Annotated in this window: 14 protein-coding genes; 2 read left to right on the top strand and 12 right to left on the bottom strand. The window is 69.6% G+C overall.

The genetic code is table 11. The features are described from left to right. Window positions 1-22: 22 nt before the first annotated feature. Together ACWD5D_RS01090 and ACWD5D_RS01085 are read right to left on the bottom strand one after the other, a co-directional pair. Window positions 23-1,039 carry a hypothetical protein gene (locus ACWD5D_RS01090; RefSeq protein ID WP_451370668.1) on the bottom strand — a complete coding sequence of 339 codons (1,017 nt, stop codon included), beginning with the start codon at window positions 1,037-1,039 and terminating at the stop codon, window positions 23-25. Window positions 1,040-1,101: 62 nt separating this feature from the next. Further along, window positions 1,102-1,482, bottom strand: a complete 381-nt coding sequence (locus tag ACWD5D_RS01085; protein ID WP_451370667.1) for a hypothetical protein — start codon at window positions 1,480-1,482, stop codon at window positions 1,102-1,104. 75 nt (window positions 1,483-1,557) lie between these two features. Between ACWD5D_RS01085 and ACWD5D_RS01080 the strand changes: the two genes are divergently transcribed. Continuing rightward, a complete protein-coding gene (locus ACWD5D_RS01080) occupies window positions 1,558-1,950 on the top strand; it encodes an NTP pyrophosphohydrolase (RefSeq protein ID WP_451370666.1) in 393 nt (130 codons plus the stop codon). Window positions 1,951-2,252: 302 nt separating this feature from the next. On the opposite strand, the gene ACWD5D_RS01075 is transcribed toward ACWD5D_RS01080, so the two are convergent. From ACWD5D_RS01075 to ngcE, 10 genes are all read right to left on the bottom strand, one after another. Continuing rightward, entirely contained in the window at window positions 2,253-3,701 is a 1,449-nt protein-coding gene (locus ACWD5D_RS01075; protein ID WP_451370665.1) for an ArnT family glycosyltransferase, read from the bottom strand. A 93-nt stretch (window positions 3,702-3,794) separates the two neighbouring features. Next, on the bottom strand, window positions 3,795-5,318 hold the full coding sequence (locus ACWD5D_RS01070; protein ID WP_451370664.1) for an amino acid permease: 1,524 nt from the start codon (window positions 5,316-5,318) through the stop codon (window positions 3,795-3,797). A 270-nt stretch (window positions 5,319-5,588) separates the two neighbouring features. Then, a complete protein-coding gene (gene dxs / locus ACWD5D_RS01065; RefSeq protein WP_451370663.1) occupies window positions 5,589-7,529 on the bottom strand; it encodes a 1-deoxy-D-xylulose-5-phosphate synthase in 1,941 nt (646 codons plus the stop codon). Between the two features lie 127 nt (window positions 7,530-7,656). Beyond that, window positions 7,657-8,979: a sugar ABC transporter permease gene (locus ACWD5D_RS01060; RefSeq protein ID WP_451370662.1), complete on the bottom strand. Its 1,323-nt coding sequence runs from the start codon at window positions 8,977-8,979 to the stop codon at window positions 7,657-7,659. Beyond that, a complete protein-coding gene (locus ACWD5D_RS01055) occupies window positions 8,976-9,767 on the bottom strand; it encodes an ATP-binding cassette domain-containing protein (protein ID WP_451370661.1) in 792 nt (263 codons plus the stop codon). The genes ACWD5D_RS01060 and ACWD5D_RS01055 overlap by 4 nt, the downstream gene beginning before the upstream one ends. Before the next feature lie 182 nt (window positions 9,768-9,949). Then, window positions 9,950-11,050 carry a substrate-binding domain-containing protein gene (locus ACWD5D_RS01050; protein WP_451371013.1) on the bottom strand — a complete coding sequence of 367 codons (1,101 nt, stop codon included), beginning with the start codon at window positions 11,048-11,050 and terminating at the stop codon, window positions 9,950-9,952. Window positions 11,051-11,183: 133 nt separating this feature from the next. Then, window positions 11,184-12,395, bottom strand: coding sequence for an ROK family transcriptional regulator (locus ACWD5D_RS01045; protein ID WP_451370660.1), 1,212 nt, complete (start codon window positions 12,393-12,395; stop codon window positions 11,184-11,186). A gap of 187 nt (window positions 12,396-12,582) precedes the next feature. After that, window positions 12,583-13,503, bottom strand: coding sequence for a carbohydrate ABC transporter permease (locus ACWD5D_RS01040; RefSeq protein WP_451370659.1), 921 nt, complete (start codon window positions 13,501-13,503; stop codon window positions 12,583-12,585). Window positions 13,504-13,518: 15 nt separating this feature from the next. Then, a complete protein-coding gene (locus ACWD5D_RS01035; RefSeq protein ID WP_451370658.1) occupies window positions 13,519-14,454 on the bottom strand; it encodes a carbohydrate ABC transporter permease in 936 nt (311 codons plus the stop codon). 73 nt (window positions 14,455-14,527) lie between these two features. Then, entirely contained in the window at window positions 14,528-15,976 is a 1,449-nt protein-coding gene (gene ngcE, locus ACWD5D_RS01030; protein WP_451370657.1) for an N-acetylglucosamine/diacetylchitobiose ABC transporter substrate-binding protein, read from the bottom strand. Window positions 15,977-16,319: 343 nt separating this feature from the next. On the opposite strand from ngcE, the gene ACWD5D_RS01025 reads away from it, so the two are divergent. Continuing rightward, window positions 16,320-20,123 (top strand): GH92 family glycosyl hydrolase, encoded by a 3,804-nt coding sequence (locus ACWD5D_RS01025; protein ID WP_451370656.1) that lies wholly within the window; start codon window positions 16,320-16,322, stop codon window positions 20,121-20,123. Window positions 20,124-20,591: the final 468 nt, after the last annotated feature.

Raw genomic sequence — 20,591 nt, 5'->3', positions numbered from 1 at the left:
CGATGGCCTGCACGCCCGGCCGTCACACCTGTCGCCACGCCTCCAGCGCCAGCCCCGACTCGTCCTTACGCCGGGTCAGCAGAAGCCGGCCGGTCGACGGGGACAACGTTGCCGCGACCACCCGCTCGTCCTCGTCCACCGCGAGGCACACCCGTGCGTCCAGGGGCAGTTCGGGCCCGGACTCCGTCCACCAGGCGCCCGCCGACTCCAGTTCCGTCGGGTACGCGGCGAACGAGACCCGGCCGCTCGCCGAGCGCTGGGCCAGCAGCGTGCAGTCATGGCCGTCGAGTTCGCAGCGGACGGCCGCGACCGGGCCGTGGCCCGCCGCGGCCAGCAGCGTGGCCGGCTCGGTACCGGGGCGCCAGGCGCGCAGGCCGCCCGAGGTGTCGGTGTAGAAGAGGGTCGTCCGCTCCGGGGACGTGGCCAGGGCGCGCAGGGTGCCGGGGCGCACCGGGGTCTTCAGGGTCTCCCGGAGGACCGGCCGGGCGCCCGGCTCCTCCTGGGACCAGTGCAGGACGGCGCCCGGTGCGGCCGCGTACAGCTCGACCCTGCCGGACTCCCCCGTCACCGCCGCCAGTCCGTCCTGGACGTCCTCGCCCGACAGGTCCCGCCAGGGCTCCCAGCCGCCCTTCTCCTTCTGGGCGAGCAGGCTCACTCCGCCCTCGGCGTTGCGCACGAAGACATGGGCGCGGCCCTGCGCGTCCACCGCGACGGCGGGCGTGCCCGTGCGGTCGCCCTTCTTGTTCGGGTGGCCGATCGGGTTCCAGTCCAGGGCGGCGAGGCGCGCGCGGAAGTGGGTGGAGTGCACGAGGCCCGACTCGCTCTTGGCCGTGGGGCGCCAGGAGACCAGGTGGGCGTATCCGTCCGCGCCCTGGCCGACTCCGAGCACGGGGTGCAGTGTCTGGTCGCCGCCCACCGGGCGCGGCTCGGTCCAGGCGCCGCCCGGTCCGCGCTCCGCCCGGCACAGGACGGCCTCGCCCGACTGCTGGTAGACACTGAGCCGACCGTCGCGGCCGCTGATGAGCCAGTCGCCGTTCACCGGTTCACTCTAGTTCGCCCGTCGCCCCCGCCGCGGCCCGGCCCCGGCGCCCCGCACGGTGGTCACATCCGCTTCGCGCCGGCCGCCCCGAGGCGGGCGCCGCCCTCGTCGAGCGCGCGGCGCACCCGGTCACTGAGCATGCCGGTGCGTTCGCGCTCGTCGCTGACGGGCTCCCGCGGTACGGCGGCGGTGCAGTCGGCGCGGTCGAGCAGCAGCGGGGCCGGCCGGGCCGGCAGCAGCACCGCGCGGACGGCGAGCGGGGCGCGGGTGCCGATCCGGCGCGGGCCGTCCGGGCGCGGGTGGGACCGGACCGCCGATGCCGTCCACGTGCCGTTCCCGCACGCCGAGTTCGCCCCCGAGGTGCGCGCGGGTGGACCGCCCGGCGAGCGCGCGGCCTCCGCCGTGGCCGGGCGCATCCGCCGGTGGGCGACACGATGACGCACTGAGGGCACGGCATGGGCCTGCCCGCACGGGCGCCGGGCCGTGCTCCCGCGCGGGTGGCGTGCGACCCTGGTGCCATGGACGACGATCCCGGTTCCCCGGACACGGACGCCCCGTTGCTCGCGATCGTCGATGGCGCGAACGTCGTCGGTTCACGGCCCGACGGCTGGTGGCGGGACCGCAAGGGGGCCGCCGAACGGCTGCGGGACCGGCTGGCCGCCGGCGGACTGCCCGGCCGGCCGGATCCGGTGGAGATCGTGCTGGTCGTGGAGGGCGCGGCCCGCGGTGTGGAGTCCGTGCCCGGGGTACGGGTGGAATCGGCGCCCGGCAGCGGGGACGACCGCATCGTGGAACTGGTCGCCGGCTCCGCCGGCCGGGGCCTCCTGGTCATCACCGCCGACCGCGAACTGCGCCGCCGAGTGAGCGAGCTGGGAGCCGAGGTGGCGGGCCCCCGCACAGCCCTTTCCTGACCGGGCACCGCCCACCGGACGCCCGCACCGCCCGCCGGTCAGGACACGCGACACGGCCGCCTGTCGCCGCACCGCACCGGCACCGCCCGCCACAGCGCCGGGCCCACACACGCACCGCAGGCAACAGCGCCGGGCCCACACACGCGCCGCACGCCACACCGGCGGACCGGACTGCGATCGGCCGAACCGCCACCGGCGACAGGCATACGGTGATTCCGGGCCAGGGGGCGCAGGGCACGTGCGGCCGCCCCGCGCGGCCCGGCTCCTCCGCCCCCACCCCGACTTCGTACGTCCCCCTCCCCCTACTCCCCCACCACCCGCGCGTACAGCACCGCCCCGTCCACCCTGCCCACCTCCTCGTAGCGTGCCGACAACAGCCGGCGCAGGGTGGGGAGCCGGTCGGGGGCGTAGGGCTTGCCGCGGGAGTCGTCCACGACCAGGGCGGGGGCGTGGGCGGCGAGTTCGGCGCGGAAGACGGGCCAGGTTCCCTGGACGGCGTACTTCTCGCCCACCTCGGGCCCGTCGCGGCCGCCGCTGTAGTTGGTGAGCAGGCCCGCGGTGAGGTAGCGGGTGGCGGGGGTGCGGCCGGCCAGCCAGTAGGTCTCCGGGTGCATGCCCCACACCAGGACCCGGTCGTCGGGGCCGGTGCGGTGGGCGAGGGCGGTGGCGAGGCGCTGGGCGTGGGCGAGTTCGGGGCGGGGGGCGAGCAGTCCCCAGGCGAGGAACAGGGCGCAGGCGCAGGCCGAGGTGCCGAGCGCCGCGGTCAGCCGTTCCCGGGGCAGGGTCCGCAGCGCGGCGGTGGCCAGCAGGGCCGCGGGCGGGGTGAGTTGCAGGTAGTAGTGGCCGAAGAAGTGGAAGCCGAGGGTCACCGCGACGACGGAGGATGCCAGCCACAGCCACAGGTCGGCCGTCGCGGTGACCGCGGTACGCAGGGCCCGTACCACCGGCGGGACCAGGCCCGCGCAGGCCACTGCCAGGATCGCGGTGTTGGTCAACGCCCGGACCAGGACGTGGAGTTCGGAGCCGGTGAAGGTGGCGTACGCGGTGGATCCGGTCACCGTCCAGAACAGGAAGCCGGCGGGATCCGTCAGCTGGGCCACGGCGAGCACGGGGAGCGCGAAGCCGGCCGCCAGCCGGAGCGCTCCGCCGCGCGGGGTGTCCGATTGGTGCAGCAGCCAGGCCACCGGCACCAGCACCGCGCCGCCGGTCTGCTTGGTGAGGAAGGCGCAGGCGACGGCGGCCCCGGCGGCGCCCCAGCGGCCGCGGTCGGCGCACCACAGGGCGGCCGCCGTGCAGGGCAGTATGAACACCTCGAAGGTGGCGGCCTGCGCGTCCTCGGGGCTGAGCCCGACCGACACCAGCAGGTACAGCACCCCGGCGGTGCGGCCCGCGGTGTCGCCCCAGCGGCGCCGGGCCAGCGAGGCCAGCAGCACGGCGGTGAGCAGCTGGGCGAGGACCGCGAGCACCCGCACCGGGGTGAGGGAACCGGAGCCGCACACCGCGAAGGCGGCCTCGTACAGCCAGGGCACCAGCGGCGGTTTGCGGTCCACGACCGTCTCGTACAGCCGGCCGCCCTGGGCGAGCAGGCGTGCCTGGACGGCGAGGTAGCCCTCGTCGGGGTTCCACAGCGGCCGGACGAACGAGGGGATCCGGGTGAGGCAGGCCAGGGCCACGAGCGCGGGCAGCAACCGTCTCCAGTACGCCGTCCGGGTGGCCACGGTCGGTGCGGGGGCGAGGGGGACGGCGAGCATGGGGAGCACGCTATCCGGCCCCGCGGTCGCAGCCGAAACGAGACATACGGTGCCGTAAGGTCGGTGCGGGGTTACACGCCCGCCCGGGAGTGGTTACGGAGCGTTCGCGGGCGGCGCCGGGGGGACCTTGCCCGCCGGTGTCTTCTCGCCCTGGGCGAGGCGGCTGTGCGTGCGGCCGTAGAAGAAGTAGACGACGAAGCCGATGACCATCCAGATGGCGAACCGGAGCCAGGTCTCGGCGGGCAGGTTGAGCATCAGCCACAGCGAGGCGCACACCGACACGATCGGCAGGAGGGGGACCCACGGGGTGCGGAACGCGCGGGGCAGGTCCGGGCGCGTCCGGCGCAGGATGACGACGCTGATCGCGACGACGACGAAGGCGAACAGCGTGCCGATGTTCACCAGCTCGGCCAGCTCGCTCAGACTGGTGAACCCGGCGACGATCGCGATGATGACGCCGAGCAGGATGGTCGGCCGGTGCGGGGTCTTGAAGCGCGGGTGGACCCGGGAGAAGAAGCGCGGCAGCAGTCCGTCGCGGCTCATCGCGAAGAACACCCGGGTCTGGCCGAGCAGCAGGATCATGCACACGGTGGTCAGGCCGACGGCGGCGCCGAAGCTGATGACGCCCGCGTACCAGGGGTGCCCGATCGCCTTGAAGGCGTCGGCGAGGGGGGCCTCCACGGACAGCTGGGTGTACTTCTGCATGCCCGTCACGACGATGGAGACGGCCACGTACAGCACCGTGCAGATGACCAGCGAGCCGAGGATGCCGCGCGGCATGTCCCGCTGCGGGTTGCGGGTCTCCTCGGCGGCCGTGGCGACGATGTCGAAGCCGATGAACGCGAAGAACACCACCGAGGCGGCGGTGAAGATGCCCATCACGCCGAAGTTGGACGGCGCCCAGCCGAACATCAGCTGGATGAGCGGGGCCTTGAGGTTGCCGCCCGCCGGGACCGGCTGGGACGGGGGGATGAACGGCTTGTAGTTGCCGGCGTTGACGAAGAAGGCGCCGGCGATGATCACGATGAGGACGACGATCACCTTGATGGCGACGACGAGGGAGGTGATCCGGGCGGACAGCTTCATACCGAGGACGAGGATGCAGGTGAGCACCAGCACCAGCGCGGCGGCGAGGACGTCGAAGCCGAAGCCGGTGGCGTTGTCCCGGCCGGACAGGTAGTCGGGCAGGTGCCAGCCCGCGTTGTCGAGCAGGGAGCGGATGTAGCCGGACCAGCCGACCGCCACCACCGCCGTGCCCAGCGCGAACTCCAGGACCAGGTCCCAGCCGATGATCCAGGCGGGCAGCTCGCCCAGGGAGGCGTACGAGAAGGTGTACGCGGATCCCGCCACCGGGACCGTGGAGGCGAACTCGGCGTAGCAGAGCGCGGCGAGACCGCAGACGACACCGGCGGCGACGAAGGACAGGGCGACCGCGGGGCCGGCGTTGTTCTTGGCCACCTGCCCGGTCAGCACGAAGATGCCGGTACCGATGATGACGCCGACGCCGAAGACGGTCAGGTCGAGGGCGGAGAGGGACTTTCTGAGCGAATGCTCCGGTTCCTCGGTGTCCCGGATGGACTGCTCGACGTTCTTCGTCCGGAAGAGCGTGCTGCTCACGTACCTACCTCCCACGCTTGTCGTCCTCGACATGATCGAGAGGGCCGGGATGCGTATGCCCGGCACAGGCAGGTTCACGCAGACGGGCCGGTTCCGCCACCGGGAGGAGTGGCGGAACCGGCCCGTGAAGGCTCTTGCCGGCTGAGCCGGTCCGGCGAAAGTCCGGTGCCGTTCGGCAACGCCCCAAGGGGGCTCGAGGAACGGCGCGACCAGCCACGACGCACCCGCGGGTGACGCACCGGCTTTCCGGCGGGGCGCTTGGCGGAGCGCTCAGTCGCGGGCGGGCTCCACGGAGTCCACCGCGGCGTCCACTTCGGCGGCCGTACGGTCGAACCTGCCGTCGAGCTTGGCGACCAGGCCGGTGACCTGGCGGGCGATGTCCGGGGCGGTCAGCCCGATCTCGGCCAGGACCTCGGCGCGGGAGGCGTGGTCGAGGAAGCGCGGCGGGATGCCGAAGTCGCGCAGCGGCATGTCCACGCCCGCGTCGCGCAGGGCCTGCGCGATCGCGGAGCCGACACCGCCGACGCGGCTGTTGTCCTCGACGGTGACGACGACCCGGTGGCGCTCGGCGAGGGGCGCCATGGCCTCGTCGACGGGCTTGACCCAGCGGGGGTCGACGACGGTGGTGGAGATGCCCTGCTTGTCGAGCAGGCCGGCGATCTCCAGGCACATCGGGGCGAGGGCGCCCACCGAGACCAGGAGCACGTCGGGTGTGTCGGTGCCGGGCTCGCGCAGCACGTCCATGCCGCCGACGTGGCCCACGGCCGGTACGGCGGGGCCGACGGCGCCCTTGGAGAAGCGCACCACGGTCGGCGCGTCGTCGACCTGGACGGCCTCGCGCAGCTGGGCGCGGACCTGGTCGGCGTCGCGCGGGGCGGCGAGCCGGAGCCCGGGGACGACCTGGAGGATCGACATGTCCCACATGCCGTTGTGGGAGGCGCCGTCGGTGCCGGTGACGCCGGCCCGGTCCAGCACGAAGGTCACCCCGCACTTGTGCAGGGCCACGTCCATGAGGACCTGGTCGAAGGCGCGGTTGAGGAAGGTGGCGTACACGGCGAAGACGGGGTGCACCCCGCCGTGCGCGAGGCCGGCGGCGGACACGGCGGCGTGCTGCTCCGCGATCCCGACGTCGTACACGCGCTCGGGGAAGCGCTTGGCGAACTTGTCGAGGCCGACCGGCTGGAGCATGGCCGCCGTGATGGCGACGACGTCCTCGCGCTCCTCGCCGAGCCTGACCATCTCCTCGCCGAAGACGGAGGTCCAGTCGGCGCCGGAGGAGGCGATCGGCAGGCCCGTGTCGGGGTGGATCTTGCCGACGGCGTGGAAGCGGTCGGCCTCGTCCTGGAGGGCGGGCTGGTAGCCGCGGCCCTTCTCGGTCAGGCAGTGCACGATGACCGGGCCGCCGAAGCGCTTGGCGCGGGACAGCGCCGACTCCAGCGCCTCGATGTCGTGGCCGTCGATCGGGCCGACGTACTTCAGGCCGAGGTCCTCGAACATGCCCTGTGGGGCGATGAAGTCCTTCAGGCCCTTCTTGGCGCCGTGCAGGGTCTCGTAGAGCGGCTTTCCGACGACCGGGGTGCGGTCGAGGAGCTCCTTCGTGCGGGCGAGGAAGCGCTCGTAGCCGTCGGTCGTGCGCAGGGTGGCCAGGTGGTTGGCGAGGCCGCCGATGGTGGGGGCGTACGACCGCTCGTTGTCGTTGACGACGATGACCAGCGGGCGGTCCTTGGCCTCGGCGATGTTGTTCAGCGCCTCCCAGGCCATGCCGCCGGTCAGGGCCCCGTCACCGATGACGGCGACGACGTGGCTGTCCCTCTTCTTCAGCTGGTTCGCCTTGGCGATGCCGTCGGCCCAGCCGAGCACCGTGGAGGCGTGGCTGTTCTCGATCACGTCGTGCTCGGACTCGGCCTGCGCCGGGTAGCCCGACAGGCCGCCCTTCATCTTCAGCCGGGAGAAGTCCTGCCGGCCGGTGAGCAGCTTGTGCACGTAGGACTGGTGGCCCGTGTCCCACAGCACCTTGTCCTTCGGCGAGTGGAAGACCCGGTGCATGGCGATGGTCAGCTCGACCACACCGAGGTTGGGGCCGAGGTGGCCGCCCGTCTTGGAGACGGCCTCGACGAGGAAGGTCCGGATCTCCTCTGCCAGCTGGTCCAGCTCCTCCAGGCTGAGCCGGTCCAGATCGCGCGGTCCCGTGATGCGGGTCAGCAGCGGCACCCGTGCCTCCTTGCAGTTGAGCTGATCGAGCTGTTGCCGGGCTTGGAGAGTCTAATCTTCAGCATTTGCGGGACACGACAGTGCCCGGCACCTTGACGGCACCGGGCACTGGCCCTGCGGAGGAGTGTTACGCGCGACCAGCGGTCTTCTGCGTCTTACGGGTCACCGCGTCGATGACGACGGTCGCCAGCAGGACGCCACCGGTGATCATGTACTGGACCGGGGAGGCGATGCCCTGGAGGGCGAGACCGTACTGGATCGAGACGATCACCAGCACACCGAGGAGCGCGTTCCAGGTGCGGCCACGGCCGCCGAAGAGGGACGTGCCGCCGATCACGGCCGCCGCGATCGCGTTCATCAGCAGGTCACCGGCGCCGGCGCCCTGGTTGGCGGACGCGATCTTGGAGGCGATGAACAGACCGCCGATCGCCGCGAACGTACCGGAGATGGCGAACACCGAGATCCGGACCATGTCCACGTTGATACCGGCACGGCGGGAGGCCTCGACGCTGCCGCCGAGCGCGAAGATCTTCCGGCCGTACGCGGTGCGGCGCAGCACGAAGTCCGTGATGAACAGCGCGGCGACGAAGACCACCACGGCCAGCGGCAGGCCCTTGTACTGGTTGAAGACGATCGCCACGGCGAAGGCGACGATCGCCAGCAGCCCGGTGCGCAGGACGGTCTCGCTCAGCGGCCGGGACGGCACGCCGGCGGCCTCGCGGCGCTTGTTGCCGAGGAAGGAGCTGAGGAAGAACAGCACGGTCACCACGGCGGCGAGCCCGTAGGCGGCGGCCACGTCGGAGAAGTAGTAGCTGGTCAGCTTGGCGACCAGACCGTCGCTGTTCAGGTTGATCGTGCCGTTGTCGCCCAGGATCTTGAGCATGAAGCCGTTCCAGAACAGCAGACCGGCCAGGGTGACCGCGAAGGCCGGCACACCGATCTTCGCGAAGAAGAAGCCCTGGAGCGCGCCCGCGACCGTTCCGGTGAGGATCGACAGCACCAGCGCCAGGATCTCGTTCATGCCGTGGGTGATGTTGAGCACCGCGAAGGTGGCACCCGCGACACCGGAGAGCGAACCGACCGACAGGTCGATCTCGCCGAGCAGCAGGACGAACACGATGCCGACGGCGATCATGCCCGTGCCGACCATGGCGACGGAGATGTCGGACAGGTTGCCCGCCGTCATGAAGTTGGGGTTCAGACGCCAGAAGATCAACCAGATGACCGCCAGGCCGATGACGACCGGCATGGAGCCGAGGTCGCCGGCCTTCAGCTTCTGCTTGAACTCGGTCCAGTACCCGAGGAGGCCGTGCTCGCGCACCAGCAGGCGGGGGTCGACGGCGGTGACCGCGGCGGGCGCCGCGGCCGAGGCCTCGGTCTTCACCGCGGACGTCTCTTCAGGACCCTCGGGGGTCTTGCCGAGGTTCGCGGAGGTCTTGTCGATGGTCACTTGGAAACCTCCCCGTTCGAGCGCGCCGCACGACGGGTCACGGCGTTGTCCGTGGCGCCGGTGATGGCGGAGATGATCTCTTCCTGCGAGGTCGACTTGACCTCGAAGACGCCGTTGTTGCGGCCCAGACGCAGGACGGCCACCTTGTCGGCGACGGCCTTCACGTCGGCCATGTTGTGGCTGATGAGGATCACGGCGTGACCGCGCTCCCGCAGCCGTTCCACCAGGTCGAGGACCTGCGCGGTCTGCTCGACGCCGAGGGCGGCGGTGGGCTCGTCGAGGATGACCAGCTTGGGCTCGCCGAGCATGGAGCGGGCGATGGCCACGGTCTGGCGCTGACCGCCGGAGAGCGAGGCGATCGGGATGCGCACGCTCGGGATGCGGATCGACAGCGTGGTGAGCAGTTCGAGGGAGCGGCGCTCCATCTCCACCTCGTCCAGGACGCCGTAACGGCGCAGCTCCCGGCCCAGGTAGAGGTTGCCGACCACGTCGATGTTGTCGCACAGCGCGAGGTCCTGGTAGACCGTCGCGATGCCCAGGTTCTGGGCCTCGTACGGCTTGCCGATCTGGACGGCCTTGCCTTCCCATTCGATGACGCCTTCATCGATGGGGTGAACGCCGGCGATCGTCTTGACCAGCGTGGACTTTCCGGCGCCGTTGTCGCCCACCAGGGCGACCACCTCACCGGCGTGGACCTCAAGCTCTACGTCGGTGAGCGCCTGGACGGCACCGAACCGCTTGGAGACCCCGCGCAACGCCAGCACGGGCGTAGCGGACACGTGAACCATCTCCTTCGCCGCCTGACCCGGCGGAAGGTCGTACAGAAATTGGGGGGTGTTCCGTCCGGCGCCCCGCGCCGAGCTTGCGGGGCTGTCTGATGCGCGGGGCGCCGGCGGAGCTGTGGGGGCCTGCTTGCGCCCAAGGGAATCCACGAGTGAATCGCCTTGGGCGGAAGGGCCCGTGGGACTGCTTACTTCAGGCCGAGCTTGTCGCAGGCCGCCTTGTACTGCGCGGTGCAGATGTCGGCGATCGTGTAGACGCCGTCCTTGATGACCGTGTCCTTGATGTTGTCCTGGGTCAGCGCGGTGACCGGGACCAGGACCGAGGGGACCTGCTTCGTGGTCGGGCTGTCGACCTTGTCCTTGGCGACGGAGTCGAGCGGCTTGCCCTGGGCGAGGTCCACGGCCATCTCGGCGGCGGCGGCGGCCTCGGGGGCGTACGGCTTGTAGACGCTCATGTACTGGTCACCGGCGACGATGCGCTGCACGCCCGCCAGTTCGGCGTCCTGGCCCGTGACCGGGACCTTGATGCCGGCGGCCTTGAGGGCGGTGATGATACCGCCGGCCATGCCGTCGTTGGCGGAGTAGACGCCGATGACGTTCTTCTTGCCAAGGGCGGAGATGGCACCCTCCATGTTGGAGTTGGCGTTCTCCGGCTTCCACTCCTTGGTGTCGTACTCCTTGCCGACGTTCACCTTGCCGTCGAGGACCTCGTGGGCGCCCTTCTTGAACTGGGCGGCGTTCGGGTCGGTGACGGAACCGTTCATCATGACGATCTTGCCGGACTTGGCCTTGGAGCCGAGGGCCTTGAGGAGGGCCTCGCCCTGGGTCTTGCCGACGGTCTCGTTGTCGAACGAGGTGTAGGCGCTGATCGGGCCCTGCGCCAGGCGGTCGTAGGCGACGACCGGGATGCCCGCGTCCTTGGCCTTCTGCACCGAGTTCTTGATGGCGGCGGCGTCCACGGCGTCGATGATCAGCACGTCCACCTTGTTGGTGATCATCGTGTCGACCTGCTGGTTCTGCAGCGTGGCGTCCTGCTTGGCGTTGGCGTAGACGATCTTGCCCTTGCCGTTCGTCAGCTCCTTGACCTTCTTCTCGATCAAGGGGCGGTCGAACTTCTCGTAACGCGCGGTCTGGTTCTCCGGCAGGAGCAGACCTACCTTGATGTCATCGCCCTTCTTGGCGCTGTCGGACGACTTGGCGGAGCCGCCACCCGACTCCTTCGCGCTGCCGCAGGCGGCGAGAGAGACGGCCATGGCACCAGCAGCAACGGCGAAGGCCGCACGACGCATACGCGTGTTCACTCTTTGAACCTCCCTGACGAGGCCGCGTCGTTGCGGCCGAGGTGGCTGGAAGTCAACTCGGCCACACGTGCGACGTCAAGAAGTAAATCCTTAACGAGATGGCAACGGTGCCATCCGTTTTCTAAGTGAAGGCAGGCGCGACCGCGGGGAAGGTGCCCCCCACAGAGCCGTCCAAAAGGGTTGAATCACCCATCTCGCTGAGCGCGAGCGCGAGCGCCCCGAGCACCTCCGCACGGCTGCCAAGTGCCCCCGGAAGAACGGACAGTTGACGCGCCGCACTGGGGATCGCGTAGCGGCCGACGGACTCCCTGATGGGCCCGAGCACCAGTTCACCGGCATCGGCGAGATCACCGCCGAGGACCACCCTGCTCGGGTTCAGCAGATTGCAGAGATTGGCCACTCCGCTGCCGATGTGGCGTCCGACGTCGGCGATCACCCGCCGGCAGCCCGGGTCTCCGTCCCTGGCCAGCCGTACGACGCCCTCCATCGTCAGGTCGGTGCCATGGCTGGACCGGAGCAGCGGGAGCACGTAGCGCGCGGCCGTGAAGGTCTCCAGGCAGCCGCGGTTCCCGCACCGGCAGACCGGACCGGATTCGTCGAGCGTGATGTGCCCGATCTCCCCCGCGGTTCCGCCCGGCCCGCGGTAGATCTTCCCGTCGATCACCAGGCCGGCGCCGACACCGCTGGCAACCTTGATGTAAGCAAGATCACGCACGCCCTTGCCGCTGCCCCAGACCAGCTCACCGAGGGCGCCGAGGTTGGCGTCGTTGTCCACGTGCACGGGGACGCCGAGGCGCCCGCGCAGCTCCTCGGCGGGCTTGGTGCCGCCCCAGCCGGGGAGGATCGCGGTGGAGCCCAGGGTGCCCGATTCCACGTCGATCGGGCCGGGCACGCCGAGCCCGACGCCCGCCACCTTGGTCCGGTCCACCCCGGTCGCCGCGATCAGCCGGTTGACCAGCTGCTCCGCCCGGTCGAAGCCCTGGGCGGCGGAGGCGTCGACGTCCAGCGGCTCGGTCTCCTCGGCCAGCACCTGGTGCGCGAGGTTCCCGATCGCGACGCGCAGGTGCTCGTGTCCGAAGTCGACGCCGATCACGATGCCGGCGTCCCCGCTCAGCGACACGCTGCGGGCCCGCCGGCCACCGGCCGAGGTGGGCGTGACCTCGACGGTCCCGCCGTCCTTCAGCTCCCGCACGATGTTGGAGACGGTCGCTGCGGACAGGCCGGTCGTCCTCGCGATCTCCGCCTGCGTGAGCGACCCGGCAAGGCGTACGGCCCGTACGACCCGCTCCAGGTTGGCCCGGTGCAGCGACGACTGCGACCCTGGAGTCTCCACGACGACCTCCTGAGCGCGGGGCCGCTTCGGCGAGGCCCCGCGTATGTCCAACTAGTGAACTCTAAGCTGAGCCGTTCGGGGCGACTTACGTCAAGAGGTTGAACCGTTTCGGGACCCCGGACGCGGCTGTGCACGCCGCCTCGAAGGCCCGGAGCGGCGTGCACACGATCGGTCGCGGGGTGTCCCGCTACTTCAGGGTGGCCGAGGTCAGGCCCGCCTGCACCTGGCGCTGGAAGGACAGGTAGACGACCAGCATCGGGATCATCGCGATGGTGACACCCGCGAAGAGAACCGGCAGGTCGGAGGCGTAGCCCTGCTGCTGTTGCAGCTGGATCAGACCCTGGGTGAGGACGTAGCGCTCGGGGTCGTCGCCGCTCTGCGGCTGCATGAGCACCGTGGGCAGGATGAACTGGTTCCACTGGCCCAGCGTGTTGAAGATCCCCACGCTGATCAGGCCCGGCTTGGCCATCGGCAGCATGACCTGGAAGAACGTCCGGGTGTGCGAGGCGCCGTCCAGGATCGCCGCCTCGAAGACCGCCGTGGGCAGGGTCCGGAAGAAGGCGTGCATGAAGAACACGGTGAACGGCATCGAGTAGGCGACGTAGACCAGGATCAGACCCTGGTAGGTGTTCAGCATGTCCAGCCGCTTGACCATGAAGAACAGCGGGACGAGGGCCAGGAACACCGGGAACATCGCGCCGGCGACGAAGAAGTAGTACAGCGCCCGGTTGCCCCAGAACCGGTAGCGGGCCAGCACGTACGCGGCCATCGAGCCGAAGAGCATGGTCAGCGGCACGGAGAACACCAGTACGATCACGGTGTTCAGGAAGTAGTCCCCGATGCCCTTGTTCCAGGCCCGCCGGAAGACGTCGAAGGACCAGTCGTGCGGCCAGCCGAAGGCGGAGCCGCCGATCTGCGCGTCGGTCTTGAAGGAGCTGAGCACCAGCCACAGCAGCGGCAGCACGATCAGCAGCGCCCACAGGGCGAGGAACCCGTGCGAGAAGACGTTCAGGACCACGCCCTCGCCACGTCGGTCGCCGGCCCGGACGGGCATCTTGGCCACGGGCCCCTCGGCCGGGGCGGAGGCGGTCTCCTTGAGTGCAGTCATCGTCGTATCTCCCGCTCAGAACTCGATGCGCTCGCGGCGGGTGGCGCGCAGCGTGACCACGGACAGGACGAGGGTGAGCAGCAGCATGACCACGCCCATGGCGCAGGCGTAGCCGCTCTTCCCGTAGTAGAGGAAGTTGCGCATCATGACCGTCGACATCACGTCGCTGTCATGGTCGGGACCACCGCCGTAGGCGCCCATGTTCGCGGTCATCGAGGACACCAGCACGAACATGTCCATGGCGACGATGCCCAGATAGACCCAGGCGGTCTGCACGGTGTCCCACAGCAGCGGCAGGGTGATGCGGAAGAAGGACTGGTTGCGGTTGGCGCCGTCGATCAGCGCGGCTTCGTAGACGTCCCTCGGGATGGACTGCATGGCGGCGGAGAACAGCACCAGGTAGAAGCCGACGCCGTGCCAGACCACCACCAGCATGAGCGCCCACAGCACCAGGTTCGGCTCGTTCAGCCATTCCACCGGGTTGTCGGCGTCCACCAGGCCGGTCTTGATCAGCACACCGTTGAGCAGACCGCCGCCGTCACTGCGGTACACCGCGTTGAACAGCACCGCGAGAATGGCCAGCGACAGCACCTGCGGGAAGAAGTAGACGATCTTGTAGAACCCGGATCCGGCGACGCCCTGCACTCCGCCCGCCCTGCTGCGTCCGCCCGCATTGATCATGAAGGCGAAGAACAGGGCCAGCAAAATGGTGATCACCGGGATGAAGACCAGGAACAGGATGTTGTGCCAGATGGCCTTCAGGAAGATGTCGTCCTGGAACAACGCCCGGTAGTTGGCCAGTCCGACGAACTTGAAGGTCTGCGACTGCCCCTTCCAGTCCGTCAGCGAATAACCGAACGTCTGGATGTACGGCCAGATCACGAAGATCAGGTAGAGCGCCACGGGAATGAGGAGAAATCCCGCGACGAACCTGTACTGCCCTTTGCGCATGGTGTGCCTGCTCCTGGTGTCCCGTACCGGGCCGGGGAATCCCCGGCCCGGAATCCGGTCGAGTCGAGCGAGATCAGTCGCGGTGGTTCTTCTTGGAGGCAGGGTCCTTGGCCTGCTTGTCGACCGCGGCCTGACACCGCTTCAGCCACTCCTTCGGCTGAATGCGCTTGGCCATCAGCTCGTTGGACGCCGCCTCGATGGCGGTGCCCATCTCGCTGTACCACTCGGTGTACAGGTAGCGGAAGGTGTTGGTACCGGCCGCCTTGGACGCCTCGACGGTGGACTGGGTGCCCGGACGCAGCTGGACGCTCGGGTCGACACCGTCCTTGAGGATGGTGAGGGAGTTGGCCTCCTTGGCGAACAGCGTCGACCACTCCTTGGAGAGCATGCGCCGCATGAACTCCTTGGCCGCGGGCAGGTTCTTGGCCTTCGCCGGGATGACGAAGGGCTCGCCGGAACCGGCCCGGATCGCCTCGAACGGCAGCTTGCTGTCGGGCAGCAGCGGCATCGGCATGAACTTCATGTCGAAGTCCGTCGGCGTCTGCTTGAGCTGCTCGTTCTCGAGCCAGGAGCCGCAGGTGATGAACGCGGCCTTGTACTGGTTCCAGCGGGTCTGGGACTCGGTGTGGGTCAGGCCGTTGGTGCCGGGCATCAACAGGCCCTTCTCGACGATCTCGTAGATCGCCTCGATGCCCGCCTGCGCCGCCTCGGAACCCACGAACGCCTTGGGGTCAAGGTTGTCGATCGCCTTCATGGCGTCCAGACCGCCCTTCTTGGCGATCATGTCCATGATGGCGACGTTGATGTAGTACGGGTACTTGCCCTGGTGGGCGAGGCCGCCGATGCCCTGCTTCTTCGCGTCCTGGCAGATGGCGATGAAGTCGTCCCAGGTCTTGGGCTCCTCCCAGCCCTTCTCCTTGAAGAGCTTGCCGGAGTACCACAGACCCCACACCGTGTAGATGTAGTTGAGGGCGACGATCTTGCCCTCCTGCAAACCGGCGTCGAGGGTGCCCGGGATGATGAGGTCGCGGACCTTCTTGCTCGGGTCGTCGACCGCCGGCGCGTCCAGGACCTCGGAGAGGTCCAGCAGGTTGCCGTTCTTGTACAGGACGTCGATCTTGATCTGCTGGGCACCGGAGTCGTCGACGATGTCCGGCGGGTTGCCGGCGTTGAAGCGCGGCTGCAGCTTGCCGGTGATCTCCTGGGTGCCGGTGTGGGTCGAGGTGACGCCGAGCTTCTTGTTGAAGTCGGCCTCCCACGCCTTGGCGTAGTCGTCGCCGTAGCCGCCCTTGAAGACGACGACGTCGAGCTTGCCGCCCTTCTCCACACCGAAGGGGTTCGACTTGGACGTCTTGCCCTTGGCGGAGTTGCCGTCGTTGCCGCCGTCCCCTCCGCCGCTCGCGCAGGCGGAAAGGGCGGTCAGCCCAGGTACCGCGATCAGGCCGAGTGCCGCGGACCGCTTGATCAGATCGCGGCGGCCTACACCTTCGGAACCGTGGTTCCCAGGGGTGGTGGATCCCATGCTCAAGTCCTCGCCTTCTCCAGGACTCAGGCGGTGAACCGGATCCTCCCCGGCACCGCGGTCGGGTAGTGCTGGGTCTTGCAGGAAACGCCGACAGGTATAGTCCACTTCCCGCCAGCTGAGCAAGATCGAATGCAAGGTTCCCCAGTGGTCTTTTCCGAGTTGAGACCTCACGGAAATTTCCACGAGCCATTCGCGCTCCGCGCGAAATATTTCCGACATAGGCCCCTGAATGCCACACCCAACACCCTTGACACCAAGGGCCACTTGACGACCTACTGGTTCCTTGCGCAGCAGAGTTGACAACGTTGTCCACAGCGGAGTGCAGGAGGGGAATCCGTAGATGCAGCGGAGAACTCGGCACAGATACGGTCCGGCGGTCGTGCTCACGGCCGCCTTTGTCATGGCCGTCGGCACACAGGGCGCGGCCGTCGCCCTGCCCGCCAAGGCCCCGGCAGCCGGCGGGGAGTTCGCATCCTCGTTCGAGTCGGGCGATCCGGCGCCCGACTGGCTCAACACCGTCGACACGGGCGCGGACGGCGGCAAACGCGCCTCCGGCGTGGACGGCGGCTACAGCACCGGCATCCCGGGCAATGTCACCGACCATGTGACCGAGGTCCGGGCGAGCGGCGAGAACTCGGGCGCGGGCGAGGTGAAGGAGAACCTCGTCGACGGCGAGCCCGGCACCAAGTGGCTGACCTTCGAGCCCACCGGCTGGGTCGAGTTCGACCTGGACAAGCCCGTCAAGCTGGTCACCTACGCGCTCACCTCGGCCAACGACTACGACGCGCGCGACCCGAAGGACTGGACGCTCGAGGGCTCCACGGACGGCAAGGGCTGGAAGACGGTCGACACCCGCTCGGGCGAGTCCTTCCCGGACCGGTTCCAGACGAAGTCGTACGACCTGGCCGAACCGGCCGAATACCAGCACTTCCGGCTGGAGGTGACGAAGAACAACGGCGCGTCGGACATCCTGCAACTGGCCGATGTGCAGTTCTCCACCGGCGGCACGGGCGGCCCGGTGCCCCAGGACATGCTGTCGCTGGTCGACAAGGGCCCGAGCGGCTCGCCCACGGCCAAGGCGCGGGCCGGTTTCACCGGCACCCGGGCGCTGCGCTACGCCGGCCGGCACACGGCGAACGGGCGGGCGTACTCGTACAACAAGGTCTTCGACGTGAACGTGCCGGTGGCCGCCGACACGCAACTGGCGTACCGCGTCTTCCCGTCGATGGCCGACGGCGACCGTGACTACGACGCCACGAACGTCTCCGTCGACCTGGCCTTCACGGACGGCACCTTCCTCAGCGACCTCGGCGCGAGCGACCAGCACGGCTTCCCGCTGACCCCGCGCGGCCAGGGCGCGGCCAAGGTGCTGTACACCAACCAGTGGAACGACGTCACCTCGTCGATCGGCTCGGTGGCGGCCGGCAAGACGGTCGACCGGATCCTCGTGGCGTACGACTCGCCGAACGGACCGGCGAAGTTCCGCGGCTGGATCGACGACGTGGCAATCCGTCCGGTGGCGCCCGAGAAGCCGAAGGCGCACCTGTCGGACTACGCGCTGACCACGCGCGGCACCAACTCCAGCGGCAGCTTCTCGCGCGGGAACAACTTCCCGGCGACCGCCCTCCCGCACGGTTTCAACTTCTGGACACCCGTCACCAACGCGTCCTCGCTGAGCTGGCTGTACGAGTACGCGCGTGCGAACAACGACGACAACCTGCCCACGATCCAGGCGTTCAGCGCGAGCCACGAGCCGAGCCCCTGGATGGGCGACCGGCAGACCTTCCAGCTGATGCCGTCCGCGGCGGCCGGCCCCCCGGACACCGGACGGGAGGCGCGCGAGCTGGCCTTCCGGCACGAGAACGAGACCGCGCGGCCGTACTACTACGGCGTCCGGTTCGAGAACGGTCTGAAGGCGGAGATGACGCCCACCGACCACGCGGCCGCGCTGCGCTTCACCTACCCGGGCGACGACGCGAGCGTGCTGTTCGACAACGTCACCGAGCAGGCGGGCCTGACCCTGGACAAGGAGCACGGGATCGTCACCGGCTACTCCGACGTGAAGTCGGGGCTGTCGACGGGCGCGACCCGGCTGTTCGTGTACGGCGAGTTCGACAAGCCGGTGACCGCCGGCTCGTCCAGCGGGGTCAAGGGCTACCTGCGCTTCGCCGCCGGGTCCGACCACACCGTCACGCTGCGCCTGGCCACCTCGCTCATCGGCATCGACCAGGCCAAGGACAACCTGCGCCAGGAGATCCCGGACGGCACCTCCTTCGACACGGTGAAGCAGCAGGCCCAGCGGACCTGGGACAAGCTGTTCGGCAGGGTCGAGGTGGAGGGGGCGACCCCGGACCAGCTGACCACCCTGTACTCCAGCATGTACCGGCTGTACCTGTACCCGAACTCCGGCTTCGAGAAGGTGGCCGGCAAGTACCGCTACGCCTCGCCCTTCTCCCCCATGCCGGGCCCGGACACCCCGACGCACACCGGCGCGAAGATCGTCGACGGCAAGGTGTACGTCAACAACGGCTTCTGGGACACCTACCGGACCACGTGGCCGGCGTACTCGCTCCTGACGCCGTCCCAGGCCGGCGAGATGGTCGACGGGTTCGTGCAGCAGTACAAGGACGGTGGCTGGACCTCGCGCTGGTCCTCCCCCGGCTACGCCGACCTGATGACCGGCACCTCCTCGGACGTGGCGTTCGCCGACGCGTACGTGAAGGGCGTGGACTTCGACGCGAAGGCGGCCTACGACGCGGCCGTGAAGAACGCGACCGTCGTGCCGCCCGCGTCGGGCGTGGGCCGCAAGGGCATGAGCACCTCGCCGTTCCTCGGCTACACCAGCACCGACACGCACGAGGGCCTGTCGTGGGCGATGGAGGGCTATGTCAACGACTACGGCATCGCCAAGATGGGCGAGGCGCTGTACAAAAGGACCGGCGTGAAGCGCTACCAGGAGGAGTCGCAGTACTTCCTCAACCGCGCCCGGGACTACGTGAACCTCTTCGACTCCCAGGCCGGCTTCTTCCAGGGCCGCGACGCCCAGGGCAAGTGGCGCCTGGACTCCACGAAGTACGACCCGCGCGTGTGGGGCTACGACTACACGGAGACCAACGGCTGGGGCTACGCCTTCACCGCCCCGCAGGACAGCCGGGGCCTGGCCAACCTGTACGGCGGCCGCGCCGGACTCGGGGAGAAGCTCGACACGTACTTCTCCACCCCGGAGACCGCCTCGCCCGAGTTCGTCGGCTCCTACGGCGGTGTCATCCACGAGATGACCGAGGCCCGGGACGTCCGGATGGGCATGTACGGCCACTCCAACCAGGTCGCGCACCACGTGATCTACATGTACGACGCGGCCGGGCAGCCCTGGAAGACGCAGGGATACGTCCGCGAGGCGCTCTCCCGCCTCTACACGGGCAGCGAGATCGGGCAGGGCTACCACGGCGACGAGGACAACGGCGAGCAGTCGGCCTGGTACCTGTTCTCCTCGCTGGGCTTCTACCCGCTCGTGATGGGCAGCGGTGACTACGCCATCGGCTCCCCGCTCTTCAAGAAGGCGACCGTGCACCTGGAGAACGGCCGGGACCTCGTCATCAAGGCACCGGCGAACAACGCGAAGAACGTGTACGTGCAGAGCGTGATGTTCAACGGCCGCCCCTGGAGGTCCACGTCGCTTCCCCACCGGATTCTGGAAAAGGGCGGTGTACTGCAGTTCGCCATGGGCTCCGAGCCGTCCGCCTGGGGCACGGGCAAGAACGCGGCCCCGGTCTCCATCACCCAGGACGACAAGGTGCCGACGCCGCGCGCGGACGTGCTGTCGGGTGACGGCGCCCTCTTCGACAACACGTCGGCGACGAGCGCGACGGTCACCTCGGTGAACCTGCCGACCGGTGGTGCCGTCAAGGCCGTCCAGTACACGCTGACCTCCTCGGCGGACCACACGAAGGCGCCGGCCGGCTGGACCCTGCAGGGCTCCACCGACGGCACGACGTGGAAGACCCTGGATCGCCGCACCGGGGAGGCGTTCCCCTGGGACCGGCAGACCCGGGCGTTCACCGTCGCCGCACCGGGCTCGTACACCAAGTACCGCCTGGTCCTGAGCGGCGCGTCGACGCTGGCGGAGGTGGAACTGCTGGCCTGACGGTCTCCGGGCACCAAGAAGGGGCGGGTCCCTCGCGGGGCCCGCCCCGTCGTCGTGTGGCGGCGCCCGCGAGGGCGGGGGTGGCTCCGCGGGCAGACAGGGTGATCGCCCGGCGGCCACCCCGGGATCACCCGGTCGGGTGACCTCAAGTGAGTTGACATCGTTGTCGGTTGCCGCGGTAAAGTCATGTACAGACCATGAGATAACGTTGTCGCGCGCCACGCGTCCAAGCCGTCGGCACGCGCAGGAACCTCACCACCCGGGCGGGGATCCAACCCCCCTCACCCGCCCGGCTCGCGGACCCGGTGCGCACCGCCCACCGGGTCCGCCCAGAGCCACCCGCACAGCCCGCGAGACGCGTGTGCGACCGGCGCGGAATGCGACGGCAGGCCACGCGTACGCGCCACGGGAGCGCCCGAGGCCCCCGCGCCCCGGCTCCAAAACCCCGCCCGCATCCCGGGCCGACCA

This window comes from Streptomyces sp. NPDC002520 (genome assembly GCF_053595235.1).
This window is presented reverse-complemented; position numbering and strand designations above follow the sequence as displayed.

What these genes read in the sequence shown, in the direction of transcription:
- ACWD5D_RS01040 (WP_451370659.1), bottom strand. Translation starts at nt 13,503, where the DNA reads ATGACTGCACTCAAGGAGACCGCCTCCGCCCCGGCCGAGGGGCCCGTG.
- ACWD5D_RS01055 (WP_451370661.1), bottom strand. Translation starts at nt 9,767, where the DNA reads ATGGTTCACGTGTCCGCTACGCCCGTGCTGGCGTTGCGCGGGGTCTCC.
- ACWD5D_RS01075 (WP_451370665.1), bottom strand. Translation starts at nt 3,701, where the DNA reads ATGCTCGCCGTCCCCCTCGCCCCCGCACCGACCGTGGCCACCCGGACG.
- ngcE (WP_451370657.1), bottom strand. Translation starts at nt 15,976, where the DNA reads ATGGGATCCACCACCCCTGGGAACCACGGTTCCGAAGGTGTAGGCCGC.
- ACWD5D_RS01080 (WP_451370666.1), top strand. Translation starts at nt 1,558, where the DNA reads ATGGACGACGATCCCGGTTCCCCGGACACGGACGCCCCGTTGCTCGCG.
- ACWD5D_RS01035 (WP_451370658.1), bottom strand. Translation starts at nt 14,454, where the DNA reads ATGCGCAAAGGGCAGTACAGGTTCGTCGCGGGATTTCTCCTCATTCCC.
- ACWD5D_RS01025 (WP_451370656.1), top strand. Translation starts at nt 16,320, where the DNA reads ATGCAGCGGAGAACTCGGCACAGATACGGTCCGGCGGTCGTGCTCACG.
- ACWD5D_RS01050 (WP_451371013.1), bottom strand. Translation starts at nt 11,050, where the DNA reads ATGCGTCGTGCGGCCTTCGCCGTTGCTGCTGGTGCCATGGCCGTCTCT.